General features: G+C 43.2%; 24 protein-coding genes, 1 tRNA gene and 2 riboswitches. Of the genes, 17 read left to right on the top strand and 8 right to left on the bottom strand.

Annotation, left to right across the window (positions count from 1 at the left end; translation table 11 throughout):
* The first annotated feature begins 75 nt into the window (after positions 1–75).
* Genes MHI44_RS06335 through rhaA form a run of 5 tightly spaced genes read left to right on the top strand, consistent with a single transcriptional unit; the run spans position 76 to position 6,073 of the window.
* Positions 76–2,145 (top strand): bifunctional aldolase/short-chain dehydrogenase, encoded by a 2,070-nt coding sequence (locus MHI44_RS06335; RefSeq protein ID WP_339203140.1) that lies wholly within the window; start codon positions 76–78, stop codon positions 2,143–2,145.
* 57 nt (positions 2,146–2,202) lie between these two features.
* Positions 2,203–2,979, top strand: coding sequence for a rhamnose catabolism operon transcriptional regulator RhaR (gene rhaR / locus MHI44_RS06330; protein WP_339203138.1), 777 nt, complete (start codon positions 2,203–2,205; stop codon positions 2,977–2,979).
* Positions 2,980–2,983: 4 nt separating this feature from the next.
* A complete protein-coding gene (gene rhaB, locus MHI44_RS06325; RefSeq protein WP_003228920.1) occupies positions 2,984–4,441 on the top strand; it encodes a rhamnulokinase in 1,458 nt (485 codons plus the stop codon).
* A gap of 17 nt (positions 4,442–4,458) precedes the next feature.
* Positions 4,459–4,773, top strand: a complete 315-nt coding sequence (gene rhaM / locus MHI44_RS06320; protein ID WP_014480666.1) for an L-rhamnose mutarotase — start codon at positions 4,459–4,461, stop codon at positions 4,771–4,773.
* 25 nt (positions 4,774–4,798) lie between these two features.
* Complete coding sequence (gene rhaA, locus MHI44_RS06315) at positions 4,799–6,073, top strand: L-rhamnose isomerase (protein ID WP_339203136.1); 1,275 nt, start codon at positions 4,799–4,801, stop codon at positions 6,071–6,073.
* A 40-nt stretch (positions 6,074–6,113) separates the two neighbouring features.
* Here rhaA and iolU read toward each other — a convergent pair whose 3' ends face one another.
* A complete protein-coding gene (gene iolU, locus MHI44_RS06310) occupies positions 6,114–7,100 on the bottom strand; it encodes a scyllo-inositol 2-dehydrogenase (protein WP_003228926.1) in 987 nt (328 codons plus the stop codon).
* A gap of 181 nt (positions 7,101–7,281) precedes the next feature.
* Between iolU and MHI44_RS06305 the strand changes: the two genes are divergently transcribed.
* The 3 genes from MHI44_RS06305 (at position 7,282) to MHI44_RS06295 (ending at position 9,550) form a co-directional block, all read left to right on the top strand.
* Positions 7,282–8,448, top strand: coding sequence for an AI-2E family transporter (locus tag MHI44_RS06305; RefSeq protein WP_014480665.1), 1,167 nt, complete (start codon positions 7,282–7,284; stop codon positions 8,446–8,448).
* A 92-nt stretch (positions 8,449–8,540) separates the two neighbouring features.
* Positions 8,541–9,371, top strand: coding sequence for an undecaprenyl-diphosphate phosphatase (locus MHI44_RS06300; protein WP_339203134.1), 831 nt, complete (start codon positions 8,541–8,543; stop codon positions 9,369–9,371).
* A 106-nt stretch (positions 9,372–9,477) separates the two neighbouring features.
* Positions 9,478–9,550 (top strand) — tRNA-Ala (locus tag MHI44_RS06295).
* A 105-nt stretch (positions 9,551–9,655) separates the two neighbouring features.
* Here MHI44_RS06295 and cdoA read toward each other — a convergent pair.
* Positions 9,656–10,141, bottom strand: a complete 486-nt coding sequence (gene cdoA / locus MHI44_RS06290; protein WP_015251362.1) for a cysteine dioxygenase — start codon at positions 10,139–10,141, stop codon at positions 9,656–9,658.
* Positions 10,142–10,659: 518 nt separating this feature from the next.
* On the opposite strand from cdoA, the gene MHI44_RS06285 reads away from it, so the two are divergent.
* From MHI44_RS06285 to MHI44_RS06275, 3 genes are all read left to right on the top strand, one after another.
* The gene (locus MHI44_RS06285; protein ID WP_015251364.1) at positions 10,660–12,195 is read left to right on the top strand and encodes an MFS transporter; all 1,536 of its coding nucleotides are present in this window, start codon (positions 10,660–10,662) and stop codon (positions 12,193–12,195) included.
* Between the two features lie 160 nt (positions 12,196–12,355).
* A complete protein-coding gene (lytG, locus tag MHI44_RS06280; protein WP_003228938.1) occupies positions 12,356–13,204 on the top strand; it encodes an exo-glucosaminidase LytG in 849 nt (282 codons plus the stop codon).
* 108 nt (positions 13,205–13,312) lie between these two features.
* Positions 13,313–13,576, top strand: a complete 264-nt coding sequence (locus MHI44_RS06275; protein WP_003222348.1) for a YiaA/YiaB family protein — start codon at positions 13,313–13,315, stop codon at positions 13,574–13,576.
* Positions 13,577–13,611: 35 nt separating this feature from the next.
* On the opposite strand, the gene ktrB is transcribed toward MHI44_RS06275, so the two are convergent.
* The 4 genes from ktrB to gbsR all read right to left on the bottom strand — a co-directional run bounded on the left by ktrB (position 13,612) and on the right by gbsR (position 17,275).
* Positions 13,612–14,949, bottom strand: coding sequence for a Ktr system potassium transporter KtrB (ktrB, locus tag MHI44_RS06270; RefSeq protein ID WP_080529717.1), 1,338 nt, complete (start codon positions 14,947–14,949; stop codon positions 13,612–13,614).
* A gap of 6 nt (positions 14,950–14,955) precedes the next feature.
* On the bottom strand, positions 14,956–15,624 hold the full coding sequence (gene ktrA, locus MHI44_RS06265) for a potassium uptake protein KtrA (protein ID WP_029318513.1): 669 nt from the start codon (positions 15,622–15,624) through the stop codon (positions 14,956–14,958).
* Between the two features lie 72 nt (positions 15,625–15,696).
* A riboswitch (cyclic di-AMP (ydaO/yuaA leader) is annotated at positions 15,697–15,845 on the bottom strand.
* A 144-nt stretch (positions 15,846–15,989) separates the two neighbouring features.
* Complete coding sequence (gene bslA / locus MHI44_RS06260; protein ID WP_003243556.1) at positions 15,990–16,535, bottom strand: biofilm surface layer hydrophobin BslA; 546 nt, start codon at positions 16,533–16,535, stop codon at positions 15,990–15,992.
* Positions 16,536–16,732: 197 nt separating this feature from the next.
* Complete coding sequence (gene gbsR, locus MHI44_RS06255; RefSeq protein WP_014480661.1) at positions 16,733–17,275, bottom strand: transcriptional regulator GbsR; 543 nt, start codon at positions 17,273–17,275, stop codon at positions 16,733–16,735.
* A gap of 198 nt (positions 17,276–17,473) precedes the next feature.
* Here gbsR and betB point away from each other — a divergent pair, with 198 nt between their 5' ends.
* From betB to MHI44_RS06240, 3 genes are all read left to right on the top strand, one after another.
* A complete protein-coding gene (gene betB / locus MHI44_RS06250) occupies positions 17,474–18,946 on the top strand; it encodes a betaine-aldehyde dehydrogenase (protein ID WP_046160778.1) in 1,473 nt (490 codons plus the stop codon).
* A 16-nt stretch (positions 18,947–18,962) separates the two neighbouring features.
* Positions 18,963–20,171, top strand: coding sequence for a choline dehydrogenase (gene gbsB, locus MHI44_RS06245; RefSeq protein ID WP_003243227.1), 1,209 nt, complete (start codon positions 18,963–18,965; stop codon positions 20,169–20,171).
* Between the two features lie 87 nt (positions 20,172–20,258).
* Positions 20,259–20,837 carry an MOSC domain-containing protein gene (locus MHI44_RS06240; protein WP_003228953.1) on the top strand — a complete coding sequence of 193 codons (579 nt, stop codon included), beginning with the start codon at positions 20,259–20,261 and terminating at the stop codon, positions 20,835–20,837.
* A 5-nt stretch (positions 20,838–20,842) separates the two neighbouring features.
* On the opposite strand, the gene MHI44_RS06235 is transcribed toward MHI44_RS06240, so the two are convergent.
* The gene (locus MHI44_RS06235) at positions 20,843–21,331 is read right to left on the bottom strand and encodes a DinB family protein (RefSeq protein WP_003242867.1); all 489 of its coding nucleotides are present in this window, start codon (positions 21,329–21,331) and stop codon (positions 20,843–20,845) included.
* A 167-nt stretch (positions 21,332–21,498) separates the two neighbouring features.
* Here MHI44_RS06235 and MHI44_RS06230 point away from each other — a divergent pair, with 167 nt between their 5' ends.
* The 3 genes from MHI44_RS06230 to MHI44_RS06220 are packed head-to-tail and all read left to right on the top strand — an operon-like array spanning position 21,499 to position 24,112.
* Positions 21,499–22,023, top strand: coding sequence for an NfeD family protein (locus tag MHI44_RS06230; protein WP_026113746.1), 525 nt, complete (start codon positions 21,499–21,501; stop codon positions 22,021–22,023).
* A gap of 20 nt (positions 22,024–22,043) precedes the next feature.
* The gene (gene floT / locus MHI44_RS06225) at positions 22,044–23,573 is read left to right on the top strand and encodes a flotillin lipid rafts scaffold protein FloT (protein WP_015384468.1); all 1,530 of its coding nucleotides are present in this window, start codon (positions 22,044–22,046) and stop codon (positions 23,571–23,573) included.
* A gap of 17 nt (positions 23,574–23,590) precedes the next feature.
* Complete coding sequence (locus MHI44_RS06220; protein ID WP_339203130.1) at positions 23,591–24,112, top strand: GNAT family N-acetyltransferase; 522 nt, start codon at positions 23,591–23,593, stop codon at positions 24,110–24,112.
* Between the two features lie 41 nt (positions 24,113–24,153).
* Here MHI44_RS06220 and thiT read toward each other — a convergent pair whose 3' ends face one another.
* Positions 24,154–24,732, bottom strand: coding sequence for an energy-coupled thiamine transporter ThiT (gene thiT / locus MHI44_RS06215; RefSeq protein WP_015714590.1), 579 nt, complete (start codon positions 24,730–24,732; stop codon positions 24,154–24,156).
* 99 nt (positions 24,733–24,831) lie between these two features.
* Positions 24,832–24,933: riboswitch (TPP riboswitch) on the bottom strand.
* Between the last annotated feature and the right edge of the window lie 316 nt (positions 24,934–25,249).

The raw sequence follows: 25,249 nt of genomic DNA, 5'->3' as shown, positions 1-25,249 counted from the left end.
AACGATTCAAAAACAAACAGAAATCATATATAATGAAAACGGATACAAATAAAAGGGGATGGAGGAATATCAAATATGGCGAAACATATATGGGATTCAGAGCGAGCTGCACGGCTGCCTAAAGGTGTAGAGGAATTGGTGTACAGGTCCAATCTGATCGGGTCAGACCGCACTGTCTGCAACTGGGGCGGGGGGAATACATCTATGAAAACAACGGAAAAGGATTTTAGAGGCCGTGAAATAGAAGTCATGTGGGTAAAAGGAAGCGGTTCGGATTTGGCAACAATGAAAGCGCATAACTTTACCGGTTTGAAATTAGATGATATCCGCCCGCTGATTAAAAGGGACCAAATGCCCGATGAAGAAATGGTAGACTACCTGTCTCATTGTATGATAGACAGCAAACATCCCCGCCCTTCAATTGAAACGCTATTACACGCTTTTCTGCCATACAAACATGTTGACCATACCCATCCAGATGCGATTATCAGCATATGCTGTGCGGATAATGGAAAACAAATCGCTGAAGACATTTACGGAAATCGGTTTGTATGGGTGCCATACGTCCGCCCTGGATTTACTTTGTCTAAAATGATCGCTGAAGGCGTAGCAAACAATCCCCACGCCGAGCTTGTATTAATGGAGAAACACGGCTTAGTCACTTGGGGAGAGACGTCTGAAACATGTTATCAAAAAACGATATCCATCATTCAAGAAGCCGAGCAGTATATTAACGATCGTATCAATCAGCATGAGGTATTCGGAGGCAAAAGGTATCAGCCGCTGCCGGAGGATAAAAGAAAACAAATCTTGGCAGGCATCATGCCTGTGATCAGAGGAGCAGTCAGTGAAGAAAAGAAAATGATCCTTTCCTATGATGATCATGACGATGTCTTGGAATTTGTAAACAGTGTCCAATTGCCAGCACTTTCGCAAATCGGTGCGGCATGCCCGGATCACCTTGTTCACACAAAACGGGTTCCGCTGTACATTGATTGGAATCCGGAAACTCAAGATGTGCACAAGCTTGCGGATCTGATCAAGTCAGGAGTCGAGACCTATACATCAGAGTATCAGGCTTACTTTACACGCAATCAGCAGGATGGGGATCAAATCTTTGAATCCGCCCCGCGGGTGATATTGATTCCTGGAATCGGAATGGTGAATACAGGAAAAAGTTATGCCATGTCTAAAGTAAGCGGGGCTTTATATCGGAGGGCCATCGCCGTGATGAAAGGAGCAACCGCTCTGGGGCAATTTGTTTCTTTACATGAAAATGAATCCTACCATGTCGAATATTGGCCGCTCGAACTATATAAACTCACGCTGGCCCCGCCGGAAGCAGAATTTTCCCGAAAAGTAGCGTTGATAACTGGAGGAGCCGGCGGAATCGGCAGTGCAGCATGCCGTCGATTTGCAGCTGAGGGAGGGCACGTGATCGTAGCTGATCTGAATATAGAAGGCGCACAGAAAATTGCCGGGGAAATAAACGATGCATACGGAGAAGGACGGGCAATGGCTGTCAAAATGGATGTGACAAAGGAGGAAGACGTACAATCAGCTTTTGAACGAGCGGCGCTTGCTTATGGCGGCATTGATATCGTCATCAATAATGCCGGGCTGGCCACATCAAGCCCATTTGACGAAACAAGTCTAAAAGAATGGAATCTTAATATGAATGTTTTAGGAACAGGCTATTTCCTTGTAGCCCGTGAAGCGTTTAAACAGATGAAACACCAAAATAGAGGCGGAAGCATGGTATTTGTCGGATCGAAAAATTCGGTTTATGCGGGCAAAAACGCCTCTGCCTACAGCTCGGTTAAGGCGCTTGAAACCCATTTAGCAAGATGCATCGCAGCAGAAGGCGGAGAATTCGGCATTAGGGTCAACTCCGTTTTGCCTGATGCGGTTCTTCAAGGATCGGCAATCTGGGGTTCAAGCTGGCGGGAGGAACGAGCCGCGGCGTACGGGATTGAACCAGATCAGCTAGAGGAACATTACCGGAAACGGACAGCATTGCTCGTCAATATTTACCCGGAGGATATTGCTGAAGCCATTGCATTCTTCGCTTCTTCTAAAGCCGAAAAAACAACGGGCTGCATGATCACGGTAGACGGCGGCGTCCCTGCTGCTTTTACGCGTTAGAAATATGCTATGATAAAAAATATAAGACGGACTACGATATGAGGAAGGGCGTTACCGATGCTAGTAGCAGAACGGCAGCAAAAAATAGTGGAAATAGTAAATAAGCGTTCAAGCATCCGCGTTTCCGAATTAAGTGACATATTTTCAGTCACAGAGGAAACCATTCGGCGTGATCTTGAAAAGCTTGAAAAAGAACATAAACTGAGCCGGAGCCACGGAGGAGCGGTCAGTATTCAGCAGAAGGAATCAGAAATTCATTTTTCTGAACGGGAAATCACGAATGTCATCGAAAAAAAAGCCATCGCTCACGAAGCGGCCAAATATGTAAAAAGCGGAGACCGAATCATTCTCGATGCAAGTACAACCGCTTGGTACATGGCAAAAATACTCCCTGACATTGAGCTCACCGTGATTACAAACTCAATGAAAGCAGCTATTGAACTCAGCAATAAAGAAAACATATCAGTCATTTCAACAGGCGGCATTTTGCTGGAAAAATCATTATCGTTTGCCGGCCCGTTAGCAGAGCGTTCACTTGAGACCTATCATGTCAATAAAACCTTTCTGTCATGTAAGGGATTTGACGTACACAACGGGATGAGTGATTCAAATGAGTGGCAGGCGCTGCTCAAAAAACGGATGATCGAAAGGTCGGACCAGACCATTTTGATGGCCGATTCAAGCAAATGGGGGAACCGCGAGTTTTCACATATTGCCTCGCTGCAAGATGTCAGCCGCCTTATTACGGATTCTGGACTTGATCCGGCATCGGTAAAAGCTCTTGAGGACACAAAGGTGAAGGTGACAGCTGTTCCTCTTTCGAAGAGAGGGTGAAAGGATGATTTATACTGCCATTGATATAGGCGCATCAAGCGGGAGAATCATGGTAGGTGAACTGAATGAAGGGAAGCTTGACATACAAGAGATTCACAGGTTCGCTAACGGTTTCAGTCAAAGAGACGGGCATTGCTTTTGGGATATTGATCATTTGCTAAAACAAATCCTGCAAGGACTGCAAAAAGTAAAGACGCTTGGGTATGAACACTGCACCGTAGGCATTGATACATGGGCAGTTGATTATGTCTTACTGGACGAAAAAGGCGATCGGTTGCGGGAAGCAATCTCCTACCGTGATAGAAGAACAGATCACACAATAGACAAACTGGAACATACCCTCTCAAAAGCCGCAATTTATCAAAAAACAGGAATACAATTTCAGCCTTTCAACACGATCTATCAATTGTATGAGGAAGACCGTGAGCTGCTGATAAAGACAGACAAAATTATGATGATTCCTGATTATTTAGGCTATTGTTTAACCGGAAAAGCTGTAACGGAAATCACAAATGCGTCCACAACACAGCTTTTAAACGCCTCAACGGGAAATCTTGATCCTGAATTGCTTGAAGCCGTGTCCGTTCAGGAACAGCAATTTGCCCCGCTGACTGAACCGGGGTGTGAGCTCGGGAAGCTAAGAAATGAGTGGTTCCCGGATTATGATCTCCCGGCGTGCAAGGTGATGACAGTCGCAACACATGATACGGCCTCGGCCGTCATTGCAGCGCCAGGAATAAATGATGGCTGGGCGTATATCAGCAGCGGAACATGGTCGTTAATCGGGGTTGAAAACAAAACACCGATAATAACTGATCTTGCTTTAGAAAACAACTATACAAATGAACGCGGCGCAAACAACACCATTCGCTTTCTCAAAAACATTATCGGCATGTGGGTGATACAAGAAGTCAGACAGCAGTTACAAGCAGATTACTCCTTCCAGCAGCTTGCAGAAGAAGCCAAAAAAACAGAACCATTCCAGCAATTTATAAACTTAAATGATAAACGTTTCCTGAATCCAGAAAACATGATAAAGGAAATACAACATTATTGCAGACAAACCCGCCAAAAGACTCCTCGCACTGCAGGCGAACTTGCCTGCTGCATCTACAGCAATTTAGCCATCATCTATGCGATAGCCATCAAAGAGCTCGAAACAATCACAGAAAAACCGATCGAGCAATTTCATATCATCGGCGGCGGAGCCCGGAATGATTTCTTAAATCAATTAACGGCAGACATGAGTGGAAAAGCGGTATATGCAGGGCCGATAGAGGCAACTGCCACCGGAAATCTTTTGATGCAAATGATTGCTGCCAAAGAAGTCAAAGACATAAAAGAAGCCCGGCAAGTCGTCAGAAATTCCTTTCCGATCAAAGTGTTTACACCTAAAGACATTGACAGAAGCACGATCATTCAGTCATTTCAGCAAACTGTTTTGAAAGCGCTATCTAAATGATGAAGAGGTGAAAAGGTTTGAAAAGAAAAGCCAGTATCATGTTTGTCCATCAAGACAAGTACGAAGAATACAAACAGCGGCATGATGACATTTGGCCTGAGATGGCAGAAGCACTCAAAGCTCATGGAGCACACCATTATTCCATTTTTCTAGACGAGGAAACAGGCAGGCTTTTTGCATATTTAGAAATAGAGGATGAAGAGAAATGGAGAAAGATGGCGGACACGGAAGTTTGCCGAAGATGGTGGAAATCGATGGCGCCATTAATGAAAACAAATTCGGATTTCAGTCCTGTTTCGATAGATCTAAAGGAAGTTTTTTATTTGGATTAAAAAACTGATAAAGGGAGAGAGCCGTATGACCATAAAAGCCAATTATGACAGTGCAAAACAGGCATATGAAAAATGGGGAATTGATGTTGAAGAGGCGCTTCGGCAATTAGAGCAAGTGCCCATTTCGATCCATTGCTGGCAGGGTGACGACATTGAAGGCTTTGAAGTAAATAAGGGCGAGCTTTCAGGCGGAATTGACGTGACTGGCAATTATCCCGGAAAAGCGCAAACTCCTGAAGAATTAAGAAGAGATTTGGAGAAGGCTCTTTCTCTCATTCCTGGAAAGCACCGCGTAAACCTGCATGCGATATACGCAGAAACAAACAGGGAAGCGGTAGAACGTGACGAATTGAAGCCGCAGCATTTTGAAAACTGGGTGAAATGGGCAAAAAACCTTGGTCTCGGTTTAGATTTTAATCCAACCTTGTTTTCGCATGAGAAAGCGGCTGACGGACTCACCCTTTCACACCCTGATCCGGATATCAGAGAATTTTGGATCAGGCATTGCATCGCTTGCCGCCGTATCGGGGAATACTTCGGGAAAGAATTAGGAACACCTTGCTTGACGAATATTTGGATTCCCGACGGCTATAAGGATATCCCGAGTGATAGGCTGACACCGCGTAAAAGACTAAAAGAATCACTGGATCGGATCTTCGCAGAGGAGATCAGTGAACAACACAATCTTGATTCAATCGAGAGCAAGCTGTTCGGGCTTGGCTCCGAATCATATGTTGTCGGATCTCATGAATTTTATTTAGCTTATGCTTTGACGAACCATAAGCTTTGTTTACTTGATACAGGCCATTTCCATCCGACTGAGACGGTATCGAACAAAATCTCGTCCATGCTGCTTTACACAGACAAGCTTGCCTTGCACGTATCGCGGCCTGTTCGTTGGGATAGCGACCATGTAGTGGTTTTGGATGATGAATTGAGAGAAATCGCTCTTGAAATTGTACGAAATCATGCTCTTGAGAAGGTCGCCATCGGTCTGGATTTTTTCGATGCCAGCATTAACCGTGTAGCCGCCTGGACTATCGGAACGAGAAATATGATCAAAGCTTTATTGTATGCCCTGCTTCTCCCGAACGGATATTTAAAACAATTGCAGGAAGAGGGCCGCTATACAGAAAGGCTGGCCCTGATGGAGGAATTCAAAACATATCCTTTCGGAGCCATCTGGGATTTCTACTGTGAGCAAATGGGCGTTCCGGTAAAAGAAGCATGGCTTCATGACATCAAAGAATATGAACAACAGGTGCTTTTAAAAAGGAAGGCATCTTCTCCGATTGTCTAATAAAAAATCCGCCGCGGCATTTGCGCGCGTGCGGATTTTTTTAAGCTTGATCAGCAGGGTATACAATCCCCATTTGCTTTCTTGCTTCTTCCATAATTTTTGCGGTGGTCAAAGACCGTTCAAATGTATTTTCTTCAGATTCCAGCTTATTCTCTTTTATGAGCGTGACAAATTCTTCTGCTTCATAGAACATCGCTGGTTTAGGATCAGGGATCGCGATGTTTTCAAGGCGGCCGTCCCGGTAGCGGATTTCAACACGTTCAGGCCGGTGAATCGTATCGATTACAATCGTCCCGTCTTCACCCTGGATTTCAGCCGGGGCATAGGAAGTAGAGATTTTGGAATGCATCAGAACAGCTTCGAACCCGTCGTAAGACAGAATGACAGTTCCTTCTCCGTCCACTCCGGAGGATAAAGCATATCCGTTTGCTTTTACATCCTTCGGCGCGCCAAACAACACAACAGCCGGATAAATACAATAGACGCCAATATCCATTAATGACCCATTGGAAAGCTCAGGCTGAAACGCATTCAAAACAGTTCCGCTTCTGAACGCGTCATACCGTGAGGAATACTGGCAGTAGCTTGCGGTAAATCTGCGGACAGTGCCGATTTTATGCAGGTGTTTTTTCAGCTCTTTGAAATTCGGCAGGAAAGTGGTCTTCATTGCTTCCATGAGAACAACGCCGTTTGCCTTAGCCGCTGAGATCATCTCTTCTGTTTCTTTTGTATTCGAAGCAAACGGCTTCTCACAAAGCACATGCTTGCCATGGTTCATAAAGAGAACGGCTTGTTCCTTGTGAAGAGCGTTCGGGCTCGCTATGTATACGGCATCAAAGCAATCGCTCGCCGCCATTTCCTGAAGGTCTGAGAAGGCATGCGCAGCGTTGTGTTTAGCAGCAAACTCGCCAGCGCGTTCAGCCGATCTTGAATAAACAGCAGTCAGCTGAAAATCTTCGATATCCGCTGCTGACTCAAGAAAGCGGTCTGTAATCCAGTTGGTTCCTATTATTGCAAAACGTATCACTCGTATCGCTCCTTTTGCATGATATAGCTAAATTATAGCTTAAAAAGAACAAAATCACATGATAGATATAAATAGAATGTTAAAACCGTGAAAGCTTTTCCAGCAATTAACGGTTTTTATTTTTCATTATAGGGACGATAGTGTACAATTTAATTAAACTATGTATGACGGAGGAACGATAGTGGAGACGTTGCAAACATGGAGCGGCAGATTCAAGCGATTCTTCTTGGACAATAAGTTTGTTTTATTTTTGCTTGTGCTGCTGCTGATTGGTTTAAATATTCTAGTATTTACAAAAACATCATTTATTTTCACCCCGATTATTGTTTTGCTCAAAACGATATCACTTCCGATTATTTTGACAGGCATTGTTTTTTATCTGTTAAACCCGGTCGTCGATTTCCTTGAGAGAAGAAGAATAAGAAGAATCTATTCTATATTGCTGCTATATCTATTGGTTATCGGGCTGATCACGATCACAATCGTGTCGATCATTCCCTTCTTAAAAGAACAAATTATGAGTTTAATCGACAACATCCCAAGATATGTGGATATCGTTGAAAATCAGACGAAACAGCTGATCGGCAGCAACTTCGTCAATCAGGCCCAGCAAACGACGAACATCAATATATCTGATCTCGCAACAAAGGTTTCAGATCAGGCAGCGACAATTGTGAACAGTACCTTTACCGGCGTTGGGAATTTTATCGGCGCCCTGACTGAGATTATCATTTCAATCGTTACGGTTCCGTTTATCCTTTTCTATTTGTTAAAGGACGGAAAAAAATTGCCGGTCTACATACTGAAGTTTGTTCCGACGCAATTGAAAGAACAGACATACACAGTCTTAAGCGAAATGAATCATCGGTTAAGCTCTTATATCAGAGGCCAGATCATTGTCAGCTTCTGTATCGGGTTTTTGCTGTTTATCGGTTATTTGATTATCGGGCTGGATTATGCTTCATTGCTTGCAGTCATTGCGGCTTGCACAAGCATCGTTCCATATTTAGGGCCAACGATTGCCATTACGCCTGCGATTATCATTGCCATAGTGACATCGCCGCTCATGCTGCTTAAGCTGGTGATTGTTTGGACGATTGTTCAGCTGATTGAAGGGAAGCTGATCTCTCCGCAAATTATGGGAAAAAACCTTCACATCCATCCGATTACGATTATTTTTCTGCTGTTAACAGCCGGCAAGCTGTTCGGCGTTGTTGGAATCATTCTTGCGATTCCCGGCTATGCGGTTGCCAAAGTCATTACGACACATTTATTTGACTGGTTTAAAATGCGGTCACATTTATACGATGAAGAAAAAAATGAAAATACGCCGGGGCATAAAGTGTGATTTTCGTTTATAGTTATATAAGACGGGCTTTCCATTTATGGGAAGCTCCCGTTATGTAAAAAAATAAATGTCTAATGGGGAGAATCAAAATCATGACTCTATGGGAAGTGTTTGTAGCCGCCATTTTAGGAATCGTAGAAGGATTAACAGAGTACGCGCCGGTTTCTTCGACAGGACATATGATTATAGTAGACGACATCTGGCTTAAATCAAGTAATCTGATGTCAGAAGAAGCTGCTAACTCATTCAAGGTGGTTATTCAGCTAGGCTCCATTTTAGCAGTAGCTATCGTGTTTAAAGACCGAATTTTAAATTTACTGGGCTTGAAAAAAAATATTACAAGCGACCAGGAGCAGGGACATAAATTAAGCATTGCCCAAATTGCCGTCGGACTCGTGCCTGCAGCTGTTCTCGGCTTTTTGTTTGAAGATTACATTGATGAATATTTATTTTCCGTTAAAACTGTGGCCATCGGTTTAATTGCCGGGGCAATCCTCATGCTTTTTGCTGACTGGGTCAATAAACGGAAAACAGCGACAGACACACTCGACCGCATTTCCTATAAACAGGCGATAGCCGTCGGCTTATTCCAATGTCTTGCCCTTTGGCCGGGTTTCTCGCGTTCGGGTTCAACCATTTCCGGCGGTGTTATTCTCGGATTAAACCACCGAGCTGCAGCCGACTTTACGTTTATTATGGCGATGCCGATCATGATGGGAGCCAGCTTTCTAAGCCTCGTGAAGCATTGGGACAGCTTAAGCTCGGATCTGATGCCATTTTTCATCGTCGGCTTTATCTGTGCCTTTGTTGTCGCACTGTTTGTCGTCCGTTTCTTCTTAAGGCTGATTAACAAAATCAAACTTGTCCCATTTGCAATCTATCGAATTATTCTCGGTGTGATTTTACTTTTGATCATGATGTAAGTCGAAAATAAGGCTCTTTTACGAGCCTTATTTTTTCTGTCAATTCAAGAGGAAACAGCTTGTTTTTCAAAATAAAATCATCTATAATAAACATGACATTACATACGGGGCCATAGCTCAGCTGGGAGAGCGCTACGCTGGCAGCGTAGAGGTCAGGGGTTCGAGCCCCCTTGGCTCCATACCTTTAAACCCTTATTCTATAAGGGTTTTTTTGTTTTGAGGAAAAGATTCATTCTCTGAATCCTCCAGTTGAGCGAAGTCAAAGTGAGCAGTTTATCTGTCAATCATGAATTTTCCAATACCTCCTTTTGTTCCTCAAAGACCGTCATGTCTTCCAAAGGAGGGGAGTAGACATGAAGAGACACCATTCGTTCGGATGTGGGATTGGACATTTTGTGAATTAAACCTTTGGTTGAAATAAGGCATTCTCCTTCGTGGACAAAGTATGAATTGGAGAGTTCTGCGTGTTCGCCGGCTGAGCGATAAATAGAATTAAGAAGCTTTCCTTCTAACACCATTGCACAACCAATGGATTGACCATGATCGTGGACTGTTGTCTCCTTGTTTGGCGGAATGTTAATCACGATAATTTCCAATTCATTATTTCGATAGATGGCATTTCGGCCGTAAGCGTACTGGTCTGGTTCCTTAATATACGGTTGACTCAATTTTGCTGCGTTTGGAATTTGTTTTAAAGACGTTGCTAAATCTTTAACCGATGGATTTTTCAAGCCGCCAAAAATGTCTTGGATACACTCATACAGTTCCATTCGTTTTTGCCTCCCGGAATATTTAAAATTTCCTTACATTGGTATTTCATAGGTTAATTCATGGTATTTACCCATATACAATTTAGAGGCGGCAAACGCCCAGTGAACACAAAAAAATGTGCGGCCAAAATGTTGTCTTATCACCAACTTATTCGAGTTTATTAGTTGGAATAGTGGATTGAAAGGGTTAAAACGGCCTGCTTTAATTCGCTTGAGGGAACGAGCAGGGCTCCATAAGTGCAGTTCTAGGCCCCTTGGCTCCAAAACACAATATCGGGGAAAAGCTTTCAGACTTTTTATGTTGTGCTTGAAATTTACTCCATTGACAAAACACAATCGATTTGAAATAATATTTGATTATATGCTCATTCATTCACATAATTATAATAAAATAATATCATTTCCCCTGAAAGGGAGAATATTAGACTGAAAGCTAATGGTATGCAAAATCTATTAGCTTCTTTTGGTTTCAAAAAATGATGTGTTTCGCATGTATTCATATAGGAAGGAATGACAACATGAAGACAAAACACTATTGGGTGATTTCTTTGCTCGCCGTCTTAGCGGTCGGGCCGGGATTGATGTCTAACACGGCATTGTCGTCAGTTCAAGGCCTTGTTCAGAAAGCGGTTGGAACAAGTGGCTTCACATCAGTAAATCCAATATTGATCGGCAATATGGCCTTTGCCTTATTAGTTCCGGCAGGACCGCTGCTGAGGAAAAAATTCGGTGCTCGTCCCGTCTATCTGGCTTCATTACCTGTCTTTATACTAGGTTCACTGCTCATCGCATGTTCAAGCGATGTTGCATGGATGGCGGCAGGACGCTTTTTACAGGGAGCGGCAACAGGTGTCATGCTGATGATTATGATTCCAATGCTTGTACTGTCATTCCCGATTGAACGCAGGAATTATGCACTGCTTGTGCTGATCGGGGGATTCTATGGTTCTGTTATCATCGGCACAATCCTGGGAACCATTGCAACAAGCTGCGGGCATTGGAGATGGCTGTTTTTCATCTTTGGCACCTTGTCCCTGATCGGTGTCGCGGTGAGCTATTTCTTTCTCCATGACGAACATCACGGAGCGGCGGATCAAGAACAGCCGCTTGATCGTGCGGGAATTCTTTTATCTGTTTTCCTTGCCGCAGCCTCAGCGGTTTCATTCATTTTTCTGCAAAAATGGGGGCTGTCATCGGGTTATGTATGGATTGGTTTCGGGGTGACGTTATGTTTGCTCATTGGTCTATTGATTGTGGAATATAAAGTGAAAAACCCATTCATATCTATTAAACTGATGCTGCTGCCAAAACCGGTGCTTGGCTTATTGATCATAGCTGCAGGGACGATAACGGTAGCTGTCAGCCTGTCTGCTTTTCAAGGCTTGCTCCGTCAAATGTATGATATTTCTCAGGAGCATCTCATTCTTTTAAACTTGACTCTTTTAATCGGAGTGGCGATCGCGGCCATTTTGAGCGCTCTGTTTTATGATAAAGTCGGACCAGGGATGCTCGGTATTATCGGCGGACTCATTCTCGTCTTTGTGAATTTTCAATGGCTGCATATGCAGGATCGATCATCTCTTTATATGTTCGCGGCACTGTTTATCATGCTTGCAGCGGGAACAGGCCTGACAGTCGCCGCAGGGCTGATGGGAGCTGCCATGGGAGGCCCGCTGCCTGATTTGGTCAAGAGAATGACAGCTGTTCAGTTTTTAAGATTGTTTGTCTATATGGGAGTTCCTATTCTCATCGGCTTTTTCACGAAAAAAGATGCTGCCAGACAAAGCGGTTCGGTACAGGATTCTATGATGACTGCTTATCATGATCTCTTCTTCATTTCTTTTATCCTTAGCGTGCTGCTCGTCTGCCTGTCATTTTGTATGAATGCCACTGGAATGGGGCACAAGCTGGCACATAAACCACATGATAAAGCGAAAACAGCTCCGGAAAAACCGGCCGTTTCAGCAGAAGGTTTGTCGAAGGCAACTGTCAAATCATATAAAGTAATAAATGATACGGAATATCGGAATGCACTCAGAAATTTACAAAAATAGAAACATGGTAAAAACCTTTTCATTGAGCGAAAAGGTTTTTATTTTGCAATCTTTTCCCAACTTTATCCCTAAAGAATTGAAAAATATTAGAAGTGCAAGTAAAATTCTAAAAGGTAGATTCTTTTACATTCGTAATCTTTTAATTCGAAGGAAGGTTTTCATGGCCCGTAAAAAACTTAAAAAACGTAAACTCTTGATTTCACTATTTTTCCTTGTATCGATTCCGCTAGCTCTGTTTGTTTTAGCGACAACTTTATCAAAACCGATTGAAATATCCAAAGAAACTGAAGAAATCGATGAACAGCAAGTATTTATAGACAGTCTGTCCGGACATGCCCAAATTTTGTATGAAAAATACCATGTTCTCCCCAGCATCACAATTGCTCAGGCCATTCTCGAATCGGACTGGGGGAACAGTGAACTGGCTGCTAAGGCCAACAACCTTTTTGGCGTAAAAGGGAATTATAAAGGCCATCATGTCACGATGGAAACGGACGAAGTTGAAAAAGGGAAAAGAAAAACCATTCGCGCGAAGTTTCGAAAATACAGCACGTTTTTTGAATCTATGGATGATCACGCCCAATTGTTCGTCCGTGGCACATCTTGGAATAAAAAGAAGTATAAACCGGTGCTTGAGGCAGGGAATTATAAGGAAGCGGCAACCGCCCTGCAAACATCAGGATATGCTACAGATCCTGACTATGCTGACAAAATCAGCGCTATTGTGGAAAAATACGATTTAGATGAGTACGATGAGGTAAATCCATCCCTCAAATCTGTGGATTTAAACGCCTCTATTAAAGACAGTGCCGTTCAAGACGTATGGTCCAAGCCTTCTACTGATGATCGGTCCATAAGGCTTACCTCTGCCCAATCTTACGTCGGCAAAGACATAAAGGTTGTGTCTAAAAAACAGAAAGGCCAGTCTGTATGGTACCAATTCCAAATCAATGATAAACTTATCGGCTGGATTGATGATTCAGCTGTTGAAATAAAGGAGGCAACCTAAGCCCTTTTTACTGGTATTTTTAATTCTTTGTTCCATTACGGGGAATTTGAGGTATAATATTCCACGGAAGTTATCACTTTTTAACTATGCTTTCGGGAGGGAACAAAGGTGCAGAAATATAGACGCAGAAACACGGTTGCCTTTACAGTATTAGCTTATTTTACTTTTTTTGCGGGAGTATTTTTGTTTAGTATCGGACTCTATAATGCTGATAACCTGGAACTCAATGAAAAAGGTTATTACATCGCTGTTATGATACTTGTAGCAGTTGGTGCGATTCTTACACAAAAAGTAACCCGTGATAACGCGGAGGATAATGAAATCATCGCGGAACAGGAAAAAAGACAAAATCAATCTCATATTGAATCATAAAAAATCCGGCGACTGCACGTCGGATTTTTTTGATATCACCCTGTAAACACTTCGCCATCAGGATAACGGATATTTGATTGCTCTGTTTTTGCGAATGAAAACACGAACGTTAAAGGGCCAATTCTTCCGATAAACATGATGACAATGATGATACACTTGCCAGCTGTTGTCAGTTCAGGAGTAAGCCCCATCGTAAGGCCGACAGTTCCGAATGCGGAAAAGGTTTCAAACACAATTTGAAGAAATGGCGCTTGTTCTGTGATCGTCAGGGCAAAAATCCCTAAAAACACGATGAACAAACTGGTGACGCTCACAGCTAAAGCTTTAATGATAATCGGATATTTGATGGAACGGCGGAAAATAACCGTTTCTTTTTTACCTCTCAAGTAAGCAATAACAGATGTTAAAATCACGATGAACGTAGTCAGCTTAATGCCGCTCGCCGTTGATGCGCTTCCTGCTCCGATAAACATCAATAATAAAGTAAATACAATTGTTCCTTCTCTCATGCTTCCAAAATCTAGAGAATTGAAGCCTGCGGTTCTCGGCGTCACTGCCTGAAAATAGGACGCCCACAGTTTATCCACTATATGCAGGTGGCCGAGCGTGCCGGGGTTGCTGTATTCTAAAATAAAGACCGTAAGCATAGCAATCGCATTCAACATCAGCGTTCCTGTAAGCATGAGCTTTGTATGTAAAGAAAAAGCTTTAAAACGCCGATTTTTCATCACATCAAACAGAACCGTAAATCCGATCCCTCCTGTGATAAATAAGAAAGTAATCACGAGGTTTACTGTAGGATCGCCAACGTAGCTCATCAAATTATCAGGCCACAGCGAAAACCCGGCATTGTTAAAAGCAGAAATTGCGTGAAACAAACTTGCAAACAAGCCGGATGACCAGCCGTACTGAGGTACAAGCCGGATGGATAAAATGAGTGCTGCTATCAATTCAATACTGATCGAAAACAGAAACAGGACTTTGACAAGGCCAATGACACCGCCGATTGTCGGCTGGTTTAAGGCTTCCTGGACGAGCATTCGTTCTTTTAAGCCGATTTTTTTTCCTAATATCATGACGATCAAGACCGCAAATGTCATAAATCCAAGCCCGCCAATCTGAATCAGCCCCATAATAACTGTTTGCCCGAATACCGTAAATTGAGTACCGGTATCGACAACAGCAAGCCCTGTAACAGTTGTAGCGGAAGCCGCAGTAAAAAGGGCATCTATCCATGACAATGGCTTCGTAGTGGAAATCGGAAGCATTAATAGGACAGCCCCGATGATAATGGTAAGGAAAAAACCAATGGCAAGCACTTGAGGCGGTGTAAACCGAACCCATTTGATCACTTTATCCCTTTGAAGTGTCACTTTTGTCTACATCCCTTCGTTTTCAAAACGTTTAATATCCTTTTTGTGGCCCATGATCACCAGGCAATCTTGCTCGTGAATGATGTCTTCAGGCGCGGGGGAAAGACAGATATCTCCATGATGTTTAATGGCCAGGATCGTGCAGCCGTACTTTGCTCTTACATTCAGGTCAATAATCGATTTTGAATCAAGCTTGCGCGTAGCCAGCAGCTCGACAATACTGTATTCATCAGATAGATCAATGTAATTCAAAACATTTTCGTCTGAAAGGCTTTGTGCGATTTTAACTCCCATATCTTTTTCAGGATGAATAATGCGGTCAGCGCCTATTTTTTCAAGCACCTTGTGATGATAATAGTTTTGAGCCTTCACCCAAATATTTGGAACATCAAGCTCCTTTAATAATAGGGTGGTCAGCGTACTCGCTTGAATATTTGCTCCGATGGCAACAATCACATATTCAAAATTGCGTATTCCTAATGAAAGCAATTCGTTTTCTTCGGTGGCGTTGGCAATTACCGCATGAGTGGCGTAAGAAGCATATGCATTGACCTTTTCTTCGTTGATATCAACCGCAAGGACCTCATGCCCCATTCTATGAAGTTCTTTACAAATGCTGCCGCCAAATCGGCCCAGCCCGATCACGGCAAATTGCTTATTTTTAATTCTTCCCAATGTTCATATCTCCCTTAGTGAATTAACGTTTTTGAAGCAAAAAAGACCATTGCAAAGAATGGCCGATAATAGACCTCCTCTCTGTATACGCCTACGAGGTTAGCTGTCGGATTAGGGATTCAGAGTACCCCCTCTTACTTAGTAAGATTCACCCCAAGGCTGTTAATAAAACAGCCAATCGTTGGTTCCCCCGTTCGTGTTTGATTAAGCGGTAAAAGAGACTGTATGAAATTGAACACTCAAGAATTTACTCCTGTTTCTAGTGTTTGTCAATTTAAATTTTAAACCAGAAAAAAGATAACGGGAATTAGAGAAAAAGGGGAGGGTAAAACGCAAAAAAGACCGGCGTTAACCGGTCTTTTACATTAGTTGCAACCGCAAGGCTGAGTCGGAGGAGTGCTGCGCTTAGCCACGTCAATGCTGGCTTCTGCGTAAAATTTATTTCCGATGCTTAATGATTTATTCTCTGCACGGAAAGTATATGTACCTGCGGCAGGAAGTGTTTTGTTATTCAGTTTTAATTTAAATTCGCCAGCTCCTAACAAATCAAGTGCCAAAGGAACTCTTACTGTTTTCCCGTTATTGAGGATCTGTGTTGTACGCAAGGCATTTCCGTTCAATGTGTCTTTCGTGTTTGCAGTAAATCCGCTTGGCAATGTAAACTCCATAACGCCAAGGCTGAGAAGCGTGTTTGGACGGTAAGTCAATTCGATATCTGAGAAAGACCATTCCGTTTTGCTGGCGCCAGTGATTGTTGCGAACAATGAAGCTGTAGACTGTGTTCTCATAGTAGATTCAGTATGAGCTTTAGTTGATGTAGATTCAGCCGCGAAAGAAGCTGTAGGTGCAGAAACGAGTAACCCGAGACTTAATGCACTAATTGCCAAAGAAGATAATAATTTGCGTTTCATAACAAAATTCCCCCTAAAAAATGATAAATTAAACAGGCCTGCCCGCTTTTCACCTCCTCTGAAAGGCCAAATACAAATTTTACCTACATAAAATTACCATCAAATATTTTGGAAGTAAATGGGGTGTTTTTCCCGTATTTTTCAAATTTGTAGTAGTTACATCAAAAAAACGCCTGGTTTCCCAGGCGTTTTCTGCTTTACTTTGTTTCGATCGGTATAAATTTAAAAATTTCTCCGGTCTGCACCGATTCAGCAAGCCGTTTCAGCCAGTCATAGTAAGCTTTAGAGCTTTCCAGCTGATCATATAACTGCAGTGCTTCATTTTTGATATCCTCATCGAGATCTTCCTTGCATAAAACCTTTTGTAAATCAGCTTGAGCTTCCTCGATCGCTGCTACATTCACTTGAACCTCCCGCTCCCATTTAGGCGGAAAGAAATTTGTGAAAAATTTAAAGAAATCCTTCTCAGCCACAAATGTATGCTTACGGATGCCCCGGTGAAATGTTTTTTTCACTACATTTAAGTCTTGAAGCTTTTTGACGCCTGTGCTCATGCTTGGTTTGCTCATTTGCAGCTCCTCACGCATTTCGTCAAGCGTCATCTCATCCCTCATATACATCGTCCCATATAAAATCCCGACACTGCGGGTAATTCCGTAAAGATCCATCGTTTCAGCAATGGAGTCAATAACAAGATCCCGAGCCTGTTCTATAGCTGCAAATTCTGGATTTTCATCCATACTGACCCTCTTTTCCTTTAGAAAATTAAATTCGTTAAGTTATTTCTTTATGTTCTTTATCTTAACCAAACATGAGGAAAAGTCAAAAAGAAAAATCGAAATGGGACTTTGACAGTTTAAAAACCATGTGTTAGATTAAGGTTGTTAAAAACATTAAATTTTTATTTAACAAACTTTATTTACGTCAAGGAGGCTTATATGAGTCAAACATTATTCATTGACGGAGAATGGATCAGTGCCGAAAAAGAACAGATCCGCAGTATTATCAACCCATTTAATCAAGAAGAAATTGCAACTGTAAGCGAGGGAGGGCGAGAGGACGCCATCAAAGCAATCGCAGCCGCACGCAGAGCATTTGACAAAGGAGAATGGTCTGCGCTATCCGGGCTTGAACGCGGGAAAATTGTTCTGAAAATTGCGGAATTAATCAGACGCGATCTTGAGGAGCTGGCTGAGCTTGAATCTCTTGATACAGGAAAAACACTCGAAGAAAGCAAGGCCGATATGGACGATATCGCCAATGTTTTTCAATATTACGCCGGCTTGGCAGACAAAGATGGCGGAGAGATCATTTCATCTCCGATTCCTGATTCAGAAAGCAAAATTATTAGGGAGCCAATCGGGGTTTGCGGCCAGATCACTCCATGGAATTATCCGCTCCTTCAAGCGAGCTGGAAAATCGCCCCTGCACTGGCCGCAGGAAACACAATCGTCATGAAGCCGAGTGAGATTACGCCGCTGACGACAATCAAAGTCTTTAAGCTGATGGAAGAAGCCGGTGTTCCAAAAGGTGTCGCAAATCTTGTTCTTGGACCGGGAGCCACAGTGGGCGACGAGCTTGCCGTAAACAAAGACGTCGATTTGATTTCATTTACGGGCGGAATTGAAACAGGCAAAAAAATCATGCGGGCGGCAAGCGGAAACGTCAAAAAAATCGCCCTTGAACTTGGCGGGAAAAACCCAAATATTGTTTTCAAGGACGCGGATTTAGAAGTTGCGGTTGATCAGGCCTTAAATGCTGTATTTTTCCACGCCGGCCAAGTATGCTCTGCAGGTTCCCGCTTGCTTGTTGAGGATGCCATTCATGATCAATTTTTGGCGGAGCTGGTCAAACGGGCAAAACGCATAAAACTCGGAAACGGTTTTCATGCTGAGACAGAAAGCGGTCCGCTTATTTCGGCTGAGCACAGGGCAAAGGTAGAAAAATATGTAGAGATCGGAATAGAGGAAGGCGCGAAGCTGGAGACAGGAGGCAAACGCCCGGAAGATCCTGCGCTTCAAAACGGCTTTTTCTATGAACCTACTATTTTCTCAAACTGTAATTCTGACATGAGAATCGTTCAGGAAGAGGTTTTCGGTCCTGTATTGACAGTCGAAACCTTCAGCTCTGAAGAAGAGGTAATCGAGCTTGCGAATGATACCATCTATGGCTTGGCTGGAGCGGTATGGTCAAAAGACATTGAAAAGTGCGAACGGGTAGCAGCCCGCTTGAGAATGGGAACCGTTTGGATCAACGATTTTCATCCGTACTTTGCACAAGCGCCATGGGGCGGATATAAGCAATCCGGGTTCGGACGCGAGCTTGGAAAGATAGGCCTTGAAGAATACACAGAAGTCAAACATGTATACCGCAATACAAAACCGGCAGCGGTTAACTGGTTTAATTCATAAGAGGGGGAGATTGATGATGACATTAAATATGAAGGTAGAAAGCATGCAGAAATTCCACACATTTGAAATTCCGACTGTGATTAAGCATGGAATCGGAGCCATCAAGCATACGGGTGAGGAAGTAGCTGCACTGGGCGTATCAAAAGCGCTCCTTGTCACAGACCCAGGGATTTATAAAGCCGGTGTTGCTGATCCTGTAATCGAATCACTTAAAGAAGCAGGCATTGAAGTGGTGCTCTTTAATAAAGTTGAGCCAAACCCGCCTGTCCGTCTGGTGAATGAAGGATCTGAGCTTTACAAAAAAGAGAACTGTAATGGTTTGGTGGCAGTCGGAGGCGGAAGCTCCATGGATACAGCAAAAGCAATCGGAGTAGAAGCGACTCACGAAGGAAGCGTGCTTGATTATGAAGCGGCAGATGGGAAAAAACCGCTGGAAAACCGCATTCCTCCGCTGACGACAATTCCCACTACAGCTGGAACAGGATCAGAAGTAACCCAATGGGCGGTTATCACAGATGAAGAAAGAGAATTCAAATTCAACACGGGCGGTCCGCTGATTGCAGCGCACTTGACCATCATTGATCCTGAGCTTCATGTTTCAATGCCTCCGCATGTAACAGCTATGACGGGAATTGATGCGCTCGCCCATGCCATTGAGTGCTATACAATGAAATTTGCACAGCCAATCACGGATGCGGTTGCCCTAATGGCGATTGAGTATGCCGCTCATTACATTAAGAGGGCATTTGCTGACGGAGAGGATCTGGAAGCGAGGTACGGAATGGCGCAGGCAGCGATGCTTGCCGGTCTTTCTTACGGAAGTGAATCAGCGGGCGCGGCTCATGCGATGAGCCAAACGCTTGGCGGTATTATCCCAGTCGCTCACGGCCAATGTGTAGCGGCGATGATGGGCCCTGTCATGGAATACAACTGGAAGGGCTATCCTGAGAAGTTTGCGCGTATTGCGAAAGCGTTCGGTATTGATACAAGCAAGATGACAACAGAAGAAGCTGCGAAAGCATCTGTCAATTGGATGTATGATCTGGTCGAAGATTTAGAAGTGCCGACTTTAGAAGAGCAGGGAGTATCACCTGATATGATCGAACGCTTGTCTAAAGAAGCAATGAAAGATCCGCAAACCTTCGGAAACCCTAGAGATTTAAATGAAAAAGCATACAACTGGATCTACAAGCGCTGCTTTAACCTTACGCCTAAAACGGTATAATCAAAATCCCGCTCCTTTACAGAGCGGGATTTTTTGGGATAATGAAGCATAGGTGGAAATTTTAGATAAGAAGGAAGGTGCCAGCTGATGTGGAAGCGTATGACTGCAAAAGCGGAAGGCTTATATATCGCAGATACAAAAAGCTTCGTAACAAAGCAAATGGACAAGCTTGATTTTGATTATGGCGGCATCCCCGGCGACTTGCATTTTGGCCTGACCAAAAAAGCGGGAGCCAGAGAACCAATGTTTTCAAGAGGGACTGAAATTTTCAACCGCAGACAAATTTCAATTGTTTCAATAGAGGAATGCAACGAAATCGCTTTAAAAATGGGAGTGCCGAGAATTTTGCCGGAATGGCTCGGGGCGAATGTGGCAGTCAGCGGTATGCCAGATCTTACTTCATTAAAAGAAGGAAGCCGGATTATTTTTCCGAGCGGAGCGGCTCTGCTGTGTGAGGGCGAAAATGATCCGTGTATCCAGCCGGGAGAAGTCATTCAGTCTTATTATCCGGACCAACCGAAGCTGGCGCCGGCTTTCGTCCGCCACGCACTGGGCATTAGAGGGATTGTCTGTATTGTGGAGAGACCTGGTGCTGTTTACACAGGTGATGAAATAGAAGTTCATTCCTATCAGCGAAAAGTCAAACGAAAAGCAGAAAGGGTCTGATTAAATCAGGCCCTTTCTATCTTTTCTTTAATTTCTTTCATTTGGCTGAGGTGCCGTTTTTCATGATGGCCGATAAAATCGATCCACTGTCTGACAGTCAGCTCTTGAAACACGGGATGCGGAAGCACTCTTTCAAAATCTTCTTCTTTCAGAGAGGCAATCGCAGCAGTCAGCTGCTCTCTTACCACATCAAGCTCACGTTTCATTTGGCTGCCTGAAATAAAATCATGCGCAGGCTCAAGATGACTCGGGGCTTTCCGTTTATTATTTCTGTCCTGTGCTACCTCAAGCGGTTTTTCTTCAATTTCTTTAATCGGAGCGTCCTTTACACGTTCCTTCAACATTTTTTGTGCGGTCATATCGATTTTTTTCAAATGGTCAAGAACTTCCCGTATGCTCCATTCTTCAGCAGAAGGCTTTTGGTTCAGCTTTTCGTCAGAAAGTCCTTTCAATTCGTTCCACGTTTCTAATCTGGCTTCATTAAAGATACTCATCATATCTCCTCCTAAAATGACATTACCATATATATAAGCAATTATCATTTATAAAGCACTTCAAACGGATTATTTGTCTTAAAATTTTGAAACTTTTCCCGGGGTGTCTCGTATAAATGGTAACGGCAGCCGTTCATCAATGCATTGATGAAGAAAGGATGAGGAAATTGGAGTTATTTGGAGTACCTATACAAACAATGTATCTTTATACGCTTATTATTGCGGGCAGCCTTACGCTGTTATTCCTGTTTTTCGGAGATGTATTTGCAGGGCTGCCAGAAGGCATTCCGTTTCTTAATCCGACATTAGTGCTCTCATTTTTCACATGTTTTTCAGCGGGCGGATATATAGGTGAACTCGTATTGCCTCTGTCGAGCTTGCTGATTGCGCTTTTATCTTGCATCCTTTCAATCATGCTGGTGGTATTGCTTCACATCTTTGTACTGGTACCATTATCATCTGCAGAAGAATCATTGGCATATAGAGAAGATGATCTCAGAGGAAGACTCGGTAAAGTGATTACAGCTGTGCCGGTTGACGGGTTTGGTGAAGTGGTCATAGAAGGGATAGGCGGGACCATTTCAAAGTCAGCGGTCAGTTTTGATAATCAGCAGATCAGTTACGGGACAACGGTGTTAGTCGTAGATATTAACAACGGAGTTCTTTCGGTTACTCCGCATGAACCCATTTAACATACAAGGAGGAATTTGATATGACAATGCCGATTATAATGATCATCGGAGTTGTATTCTTTTTATTAATTGCACTAATAGCTGTGTTTATTACGAAGTATCGTACAGCAGGGCCTGATGAAGCGTTAATTGTAACAGGGAGCTATCTGGGCAATAAAAATGTTCATGTCGATGAAGGCGGCAACCGTATTAAAATCGTCCGCGGCGGAGGAACCTTTGTCCTTCCCGTCTTCCAGCAGGCAGAGCCGCTAAGCTTATTATCAAGCAAACTCGATGTTTCGACACCTGAAGTCTATACAGAACAAGGAGTGCCAGTAATGGCCGATGGAACTGCGATTATTAAAATCGGCGGTTCTATAGGAGAAATCGCTACAGCGGCCGAACAATTTTTAGGGAAATCAAAAGACGACCGTGAGCAGGAAGCGCGGGAGGTTTTAGAAGGCCACCTTCGTTCCATTCTCGGCTCAATGACAGTAGAAGAAATCTATAAAAACAGAGAAAAATTCTCTCAAGAGGTGCAGCGTGTCGCTTCACAGGATCTCGCGAAAATGGGGCTTGTAATCGTCTCGTTTACCATTAAAGATGTTCGTGATAAAAACGGTTATCTTGAATCATTAGGGAAACCGAGAATTGCCCAAGTAAAACGCGATGCTGATATCGCAACAGCAGAGGCTGATAAAGAAACCCGAATTAAGCGGGCAGAAGCCGATAAAGACGCAAAAAAATCAGAACTTGAACGGGCGACGGAAATCGCTGAAGCTGAAAAACTCAATCAGCTCAAAATGGCTGAATTCCGCAGAGAACAAGATACGGCAAAAGCGAATGCCGACCAAGCATATGATTTAGAGACTGCCCGAGCGCGCCAGCAAGTCACAGAGCAGGAAATGCAGGTTAAAATTATCGAACGCCAAAAACAAATAGAGCTAGAAGAAAAAGAAATTCTTCGCCGTGAACGTCAATACGACTCAGAGGTAAAGAAAAAAGCCGATGCAGACCGTTATTCTGTTGAGCAGTCCGCAGCAGCTGAGAAAGCCAAACAGCTCGCGGAAGCCGATGCCAAGAAGTACAGTATTGAAGCAATGGCAAAGGCTGAGGCGGAAAAAGTAAGAATTGACGGGCTAGCAAAAGCAGAAGCGGAAAAAGCGAAAGGAGAGACAGAAGCAGAGGTTATCCGCCTGAAAGGTCTTGCAGAAGCGGAAGCAAAAGAGAAAATTGCGGCCGCCTTTGAACAGTACGGGCAGGCGGCGATTTTCGATATGATTGTCAAAATGCTTCCGGAATACGCGAAACAAGCAGCGGCACCTCTTTCAAATATTGATAAAATCACCGTTGTCGATACAGGAGGAAGCGGTGAATCAAGCGGAGCAAACAAAGTAACCAGCTATGCGACGAACTTAATGTCAAGTTTGCAAGAAAGTTTAAAAGCATCCTCAGGAATTGATGTAAAAGAAATGCTTGAGAACTTTTCAGGAAAAGGAAACGTAAAACAAAGCATTAATGAATTAACAAATGAAATCAAAGAAGCCAAAACGATCCAAAAATCAGAGTAAGGAAAGGGCAGAACCGTATGGTAACTGTACGTGAAGCGAAGTTAGAGGATATAAAGGACATTGCAAAAGTGCATGTAGACAGCTGGAGGACAACATACCACGAAACTATCCCGATTGATTATTTAAACAGCCTGAACTATAAGGAATTTGAAGACAAATGGAAAAGTCGCTCGTTAAAGGGAGTATTTGTTGCTCAGGACGAAATGGATTCAGTATTCGGCTTTGCTTCATTTGGACCTATTCGCTCTGAACAAGAAGGCTATGACGGCGAGTTATACGCTATTTATCTTCTGGAAGAGCGCCAGCGGCAAGGTGCAGGCAGGGCGCTCTTAGCAAAAGGAGCGGAGTTTTTGCTTCAACATGGATTTTCAAGTATGTTTGTTTGGGTTATTGAGCAGAATCCCTCAATTATATTTTATCAGGCCTATTCACCTGAAAGAGTAGCGGAGGACAACTTTGAAATTGCCGGAGTAAGGCTGAAAGAAGTAGGTCTTGGCTGGCCGGATCTTTCAGCTTTAAAAACACTTCTTAACAGATAACGAACAATCCCCCAGCGGAATTCGCTGGGGGATTGTTACTTTTACGCTTTGTCACTTTTAAGCAAACGGGGTGCTGTCATAAATAATAAACATAGGACAATTGCACAAATAATGAATGAAGGAACCATGTAAGTCGCATTATAAGTTAAAGAATAAATCCATACCGGCGTTCCTTTTGGAGCAAAGCTGCCGAAAAACACAGCTCCTGAAATGACATGCGCGGCATAGCGCAGCAAACTGCCGATAAAAACTGCGCTTACCACTGAAACAATCAATTTCCCTTTTGTTTTTGATACAGCAGCATTACGGACAGAAGAAGCGAAACAGCCGCTTATGCCGATTGCTGCGAAAGCGACAATGTAATCTAACAATAGCTGTACAGGATGTTGAGCAAACAAGTTTCCGATTGCTATTTGTACTAGACCTGTCAACAAACCTGTAGTAAGACCTGCTTTGACACCCCAGCGAAACGAAATTAAAAAGATCGGAATCATCATGATGGAGACCGAGCCTCCTTGAGGCATGCTAAGAAACATTCCTGAGACAATGTCTAAAATAACGGCTGCCGCTGTCATAATGGCAATTTCAATAAGGCGAACCAGTTGCTTAGATTGATTCATATCTATCTCCTTCCATTGACAGACAACCAAAAGGACAACAAAAAAGCAGCACGCGGAAGGATGAGAAAAGTTCCACGCACTGCTTTACGATCTGCAATTCATTTGACTTTGCCACATCCCTACGCCAGCGTTAACTAACAGGTTCAAAGGGTCAGAACGAAACCGCTCACTCTCAGCTTTAATGCTCCCCTTGTGGTCATCAGTATTTAGTTCGTTTCTACTATACAAGAAAACGAAAAAAACAACAAGATCACATGACTGATGTATATGTTCTTTTAAGAAACTTATATGATACACACGCTTTAGAAATCATGGCGAGGATTATAGTTTATTTGTTTTATAGATTTTTTTAAAAAAACTATTGCAATAAATAAATACAGGTGTTATATTATTAAACGTCGCTGATGCACAGCGGACACAAACTAGATGCTTCAAAACAACTTGAAAAAAAAGTTGTTGACAAAAAAGAAGCTGAATGTTATATTAGTAAAGCTGCTTCATTGAGAAGTAACGAAAT

This window comes from Bacillus sp. FSL K6-1366 (assembly GCF_037976695.1).
Lineage (GTDB): Bacteria > Bacillota > Bacilli > Bacillales > Bacillaceae > Bacillus > Bacillus subtilis.
Note: the sequence above shows the minus strand (reverse complement) of the source record. Positions and strands in the feature narration are given on the sequence as shown.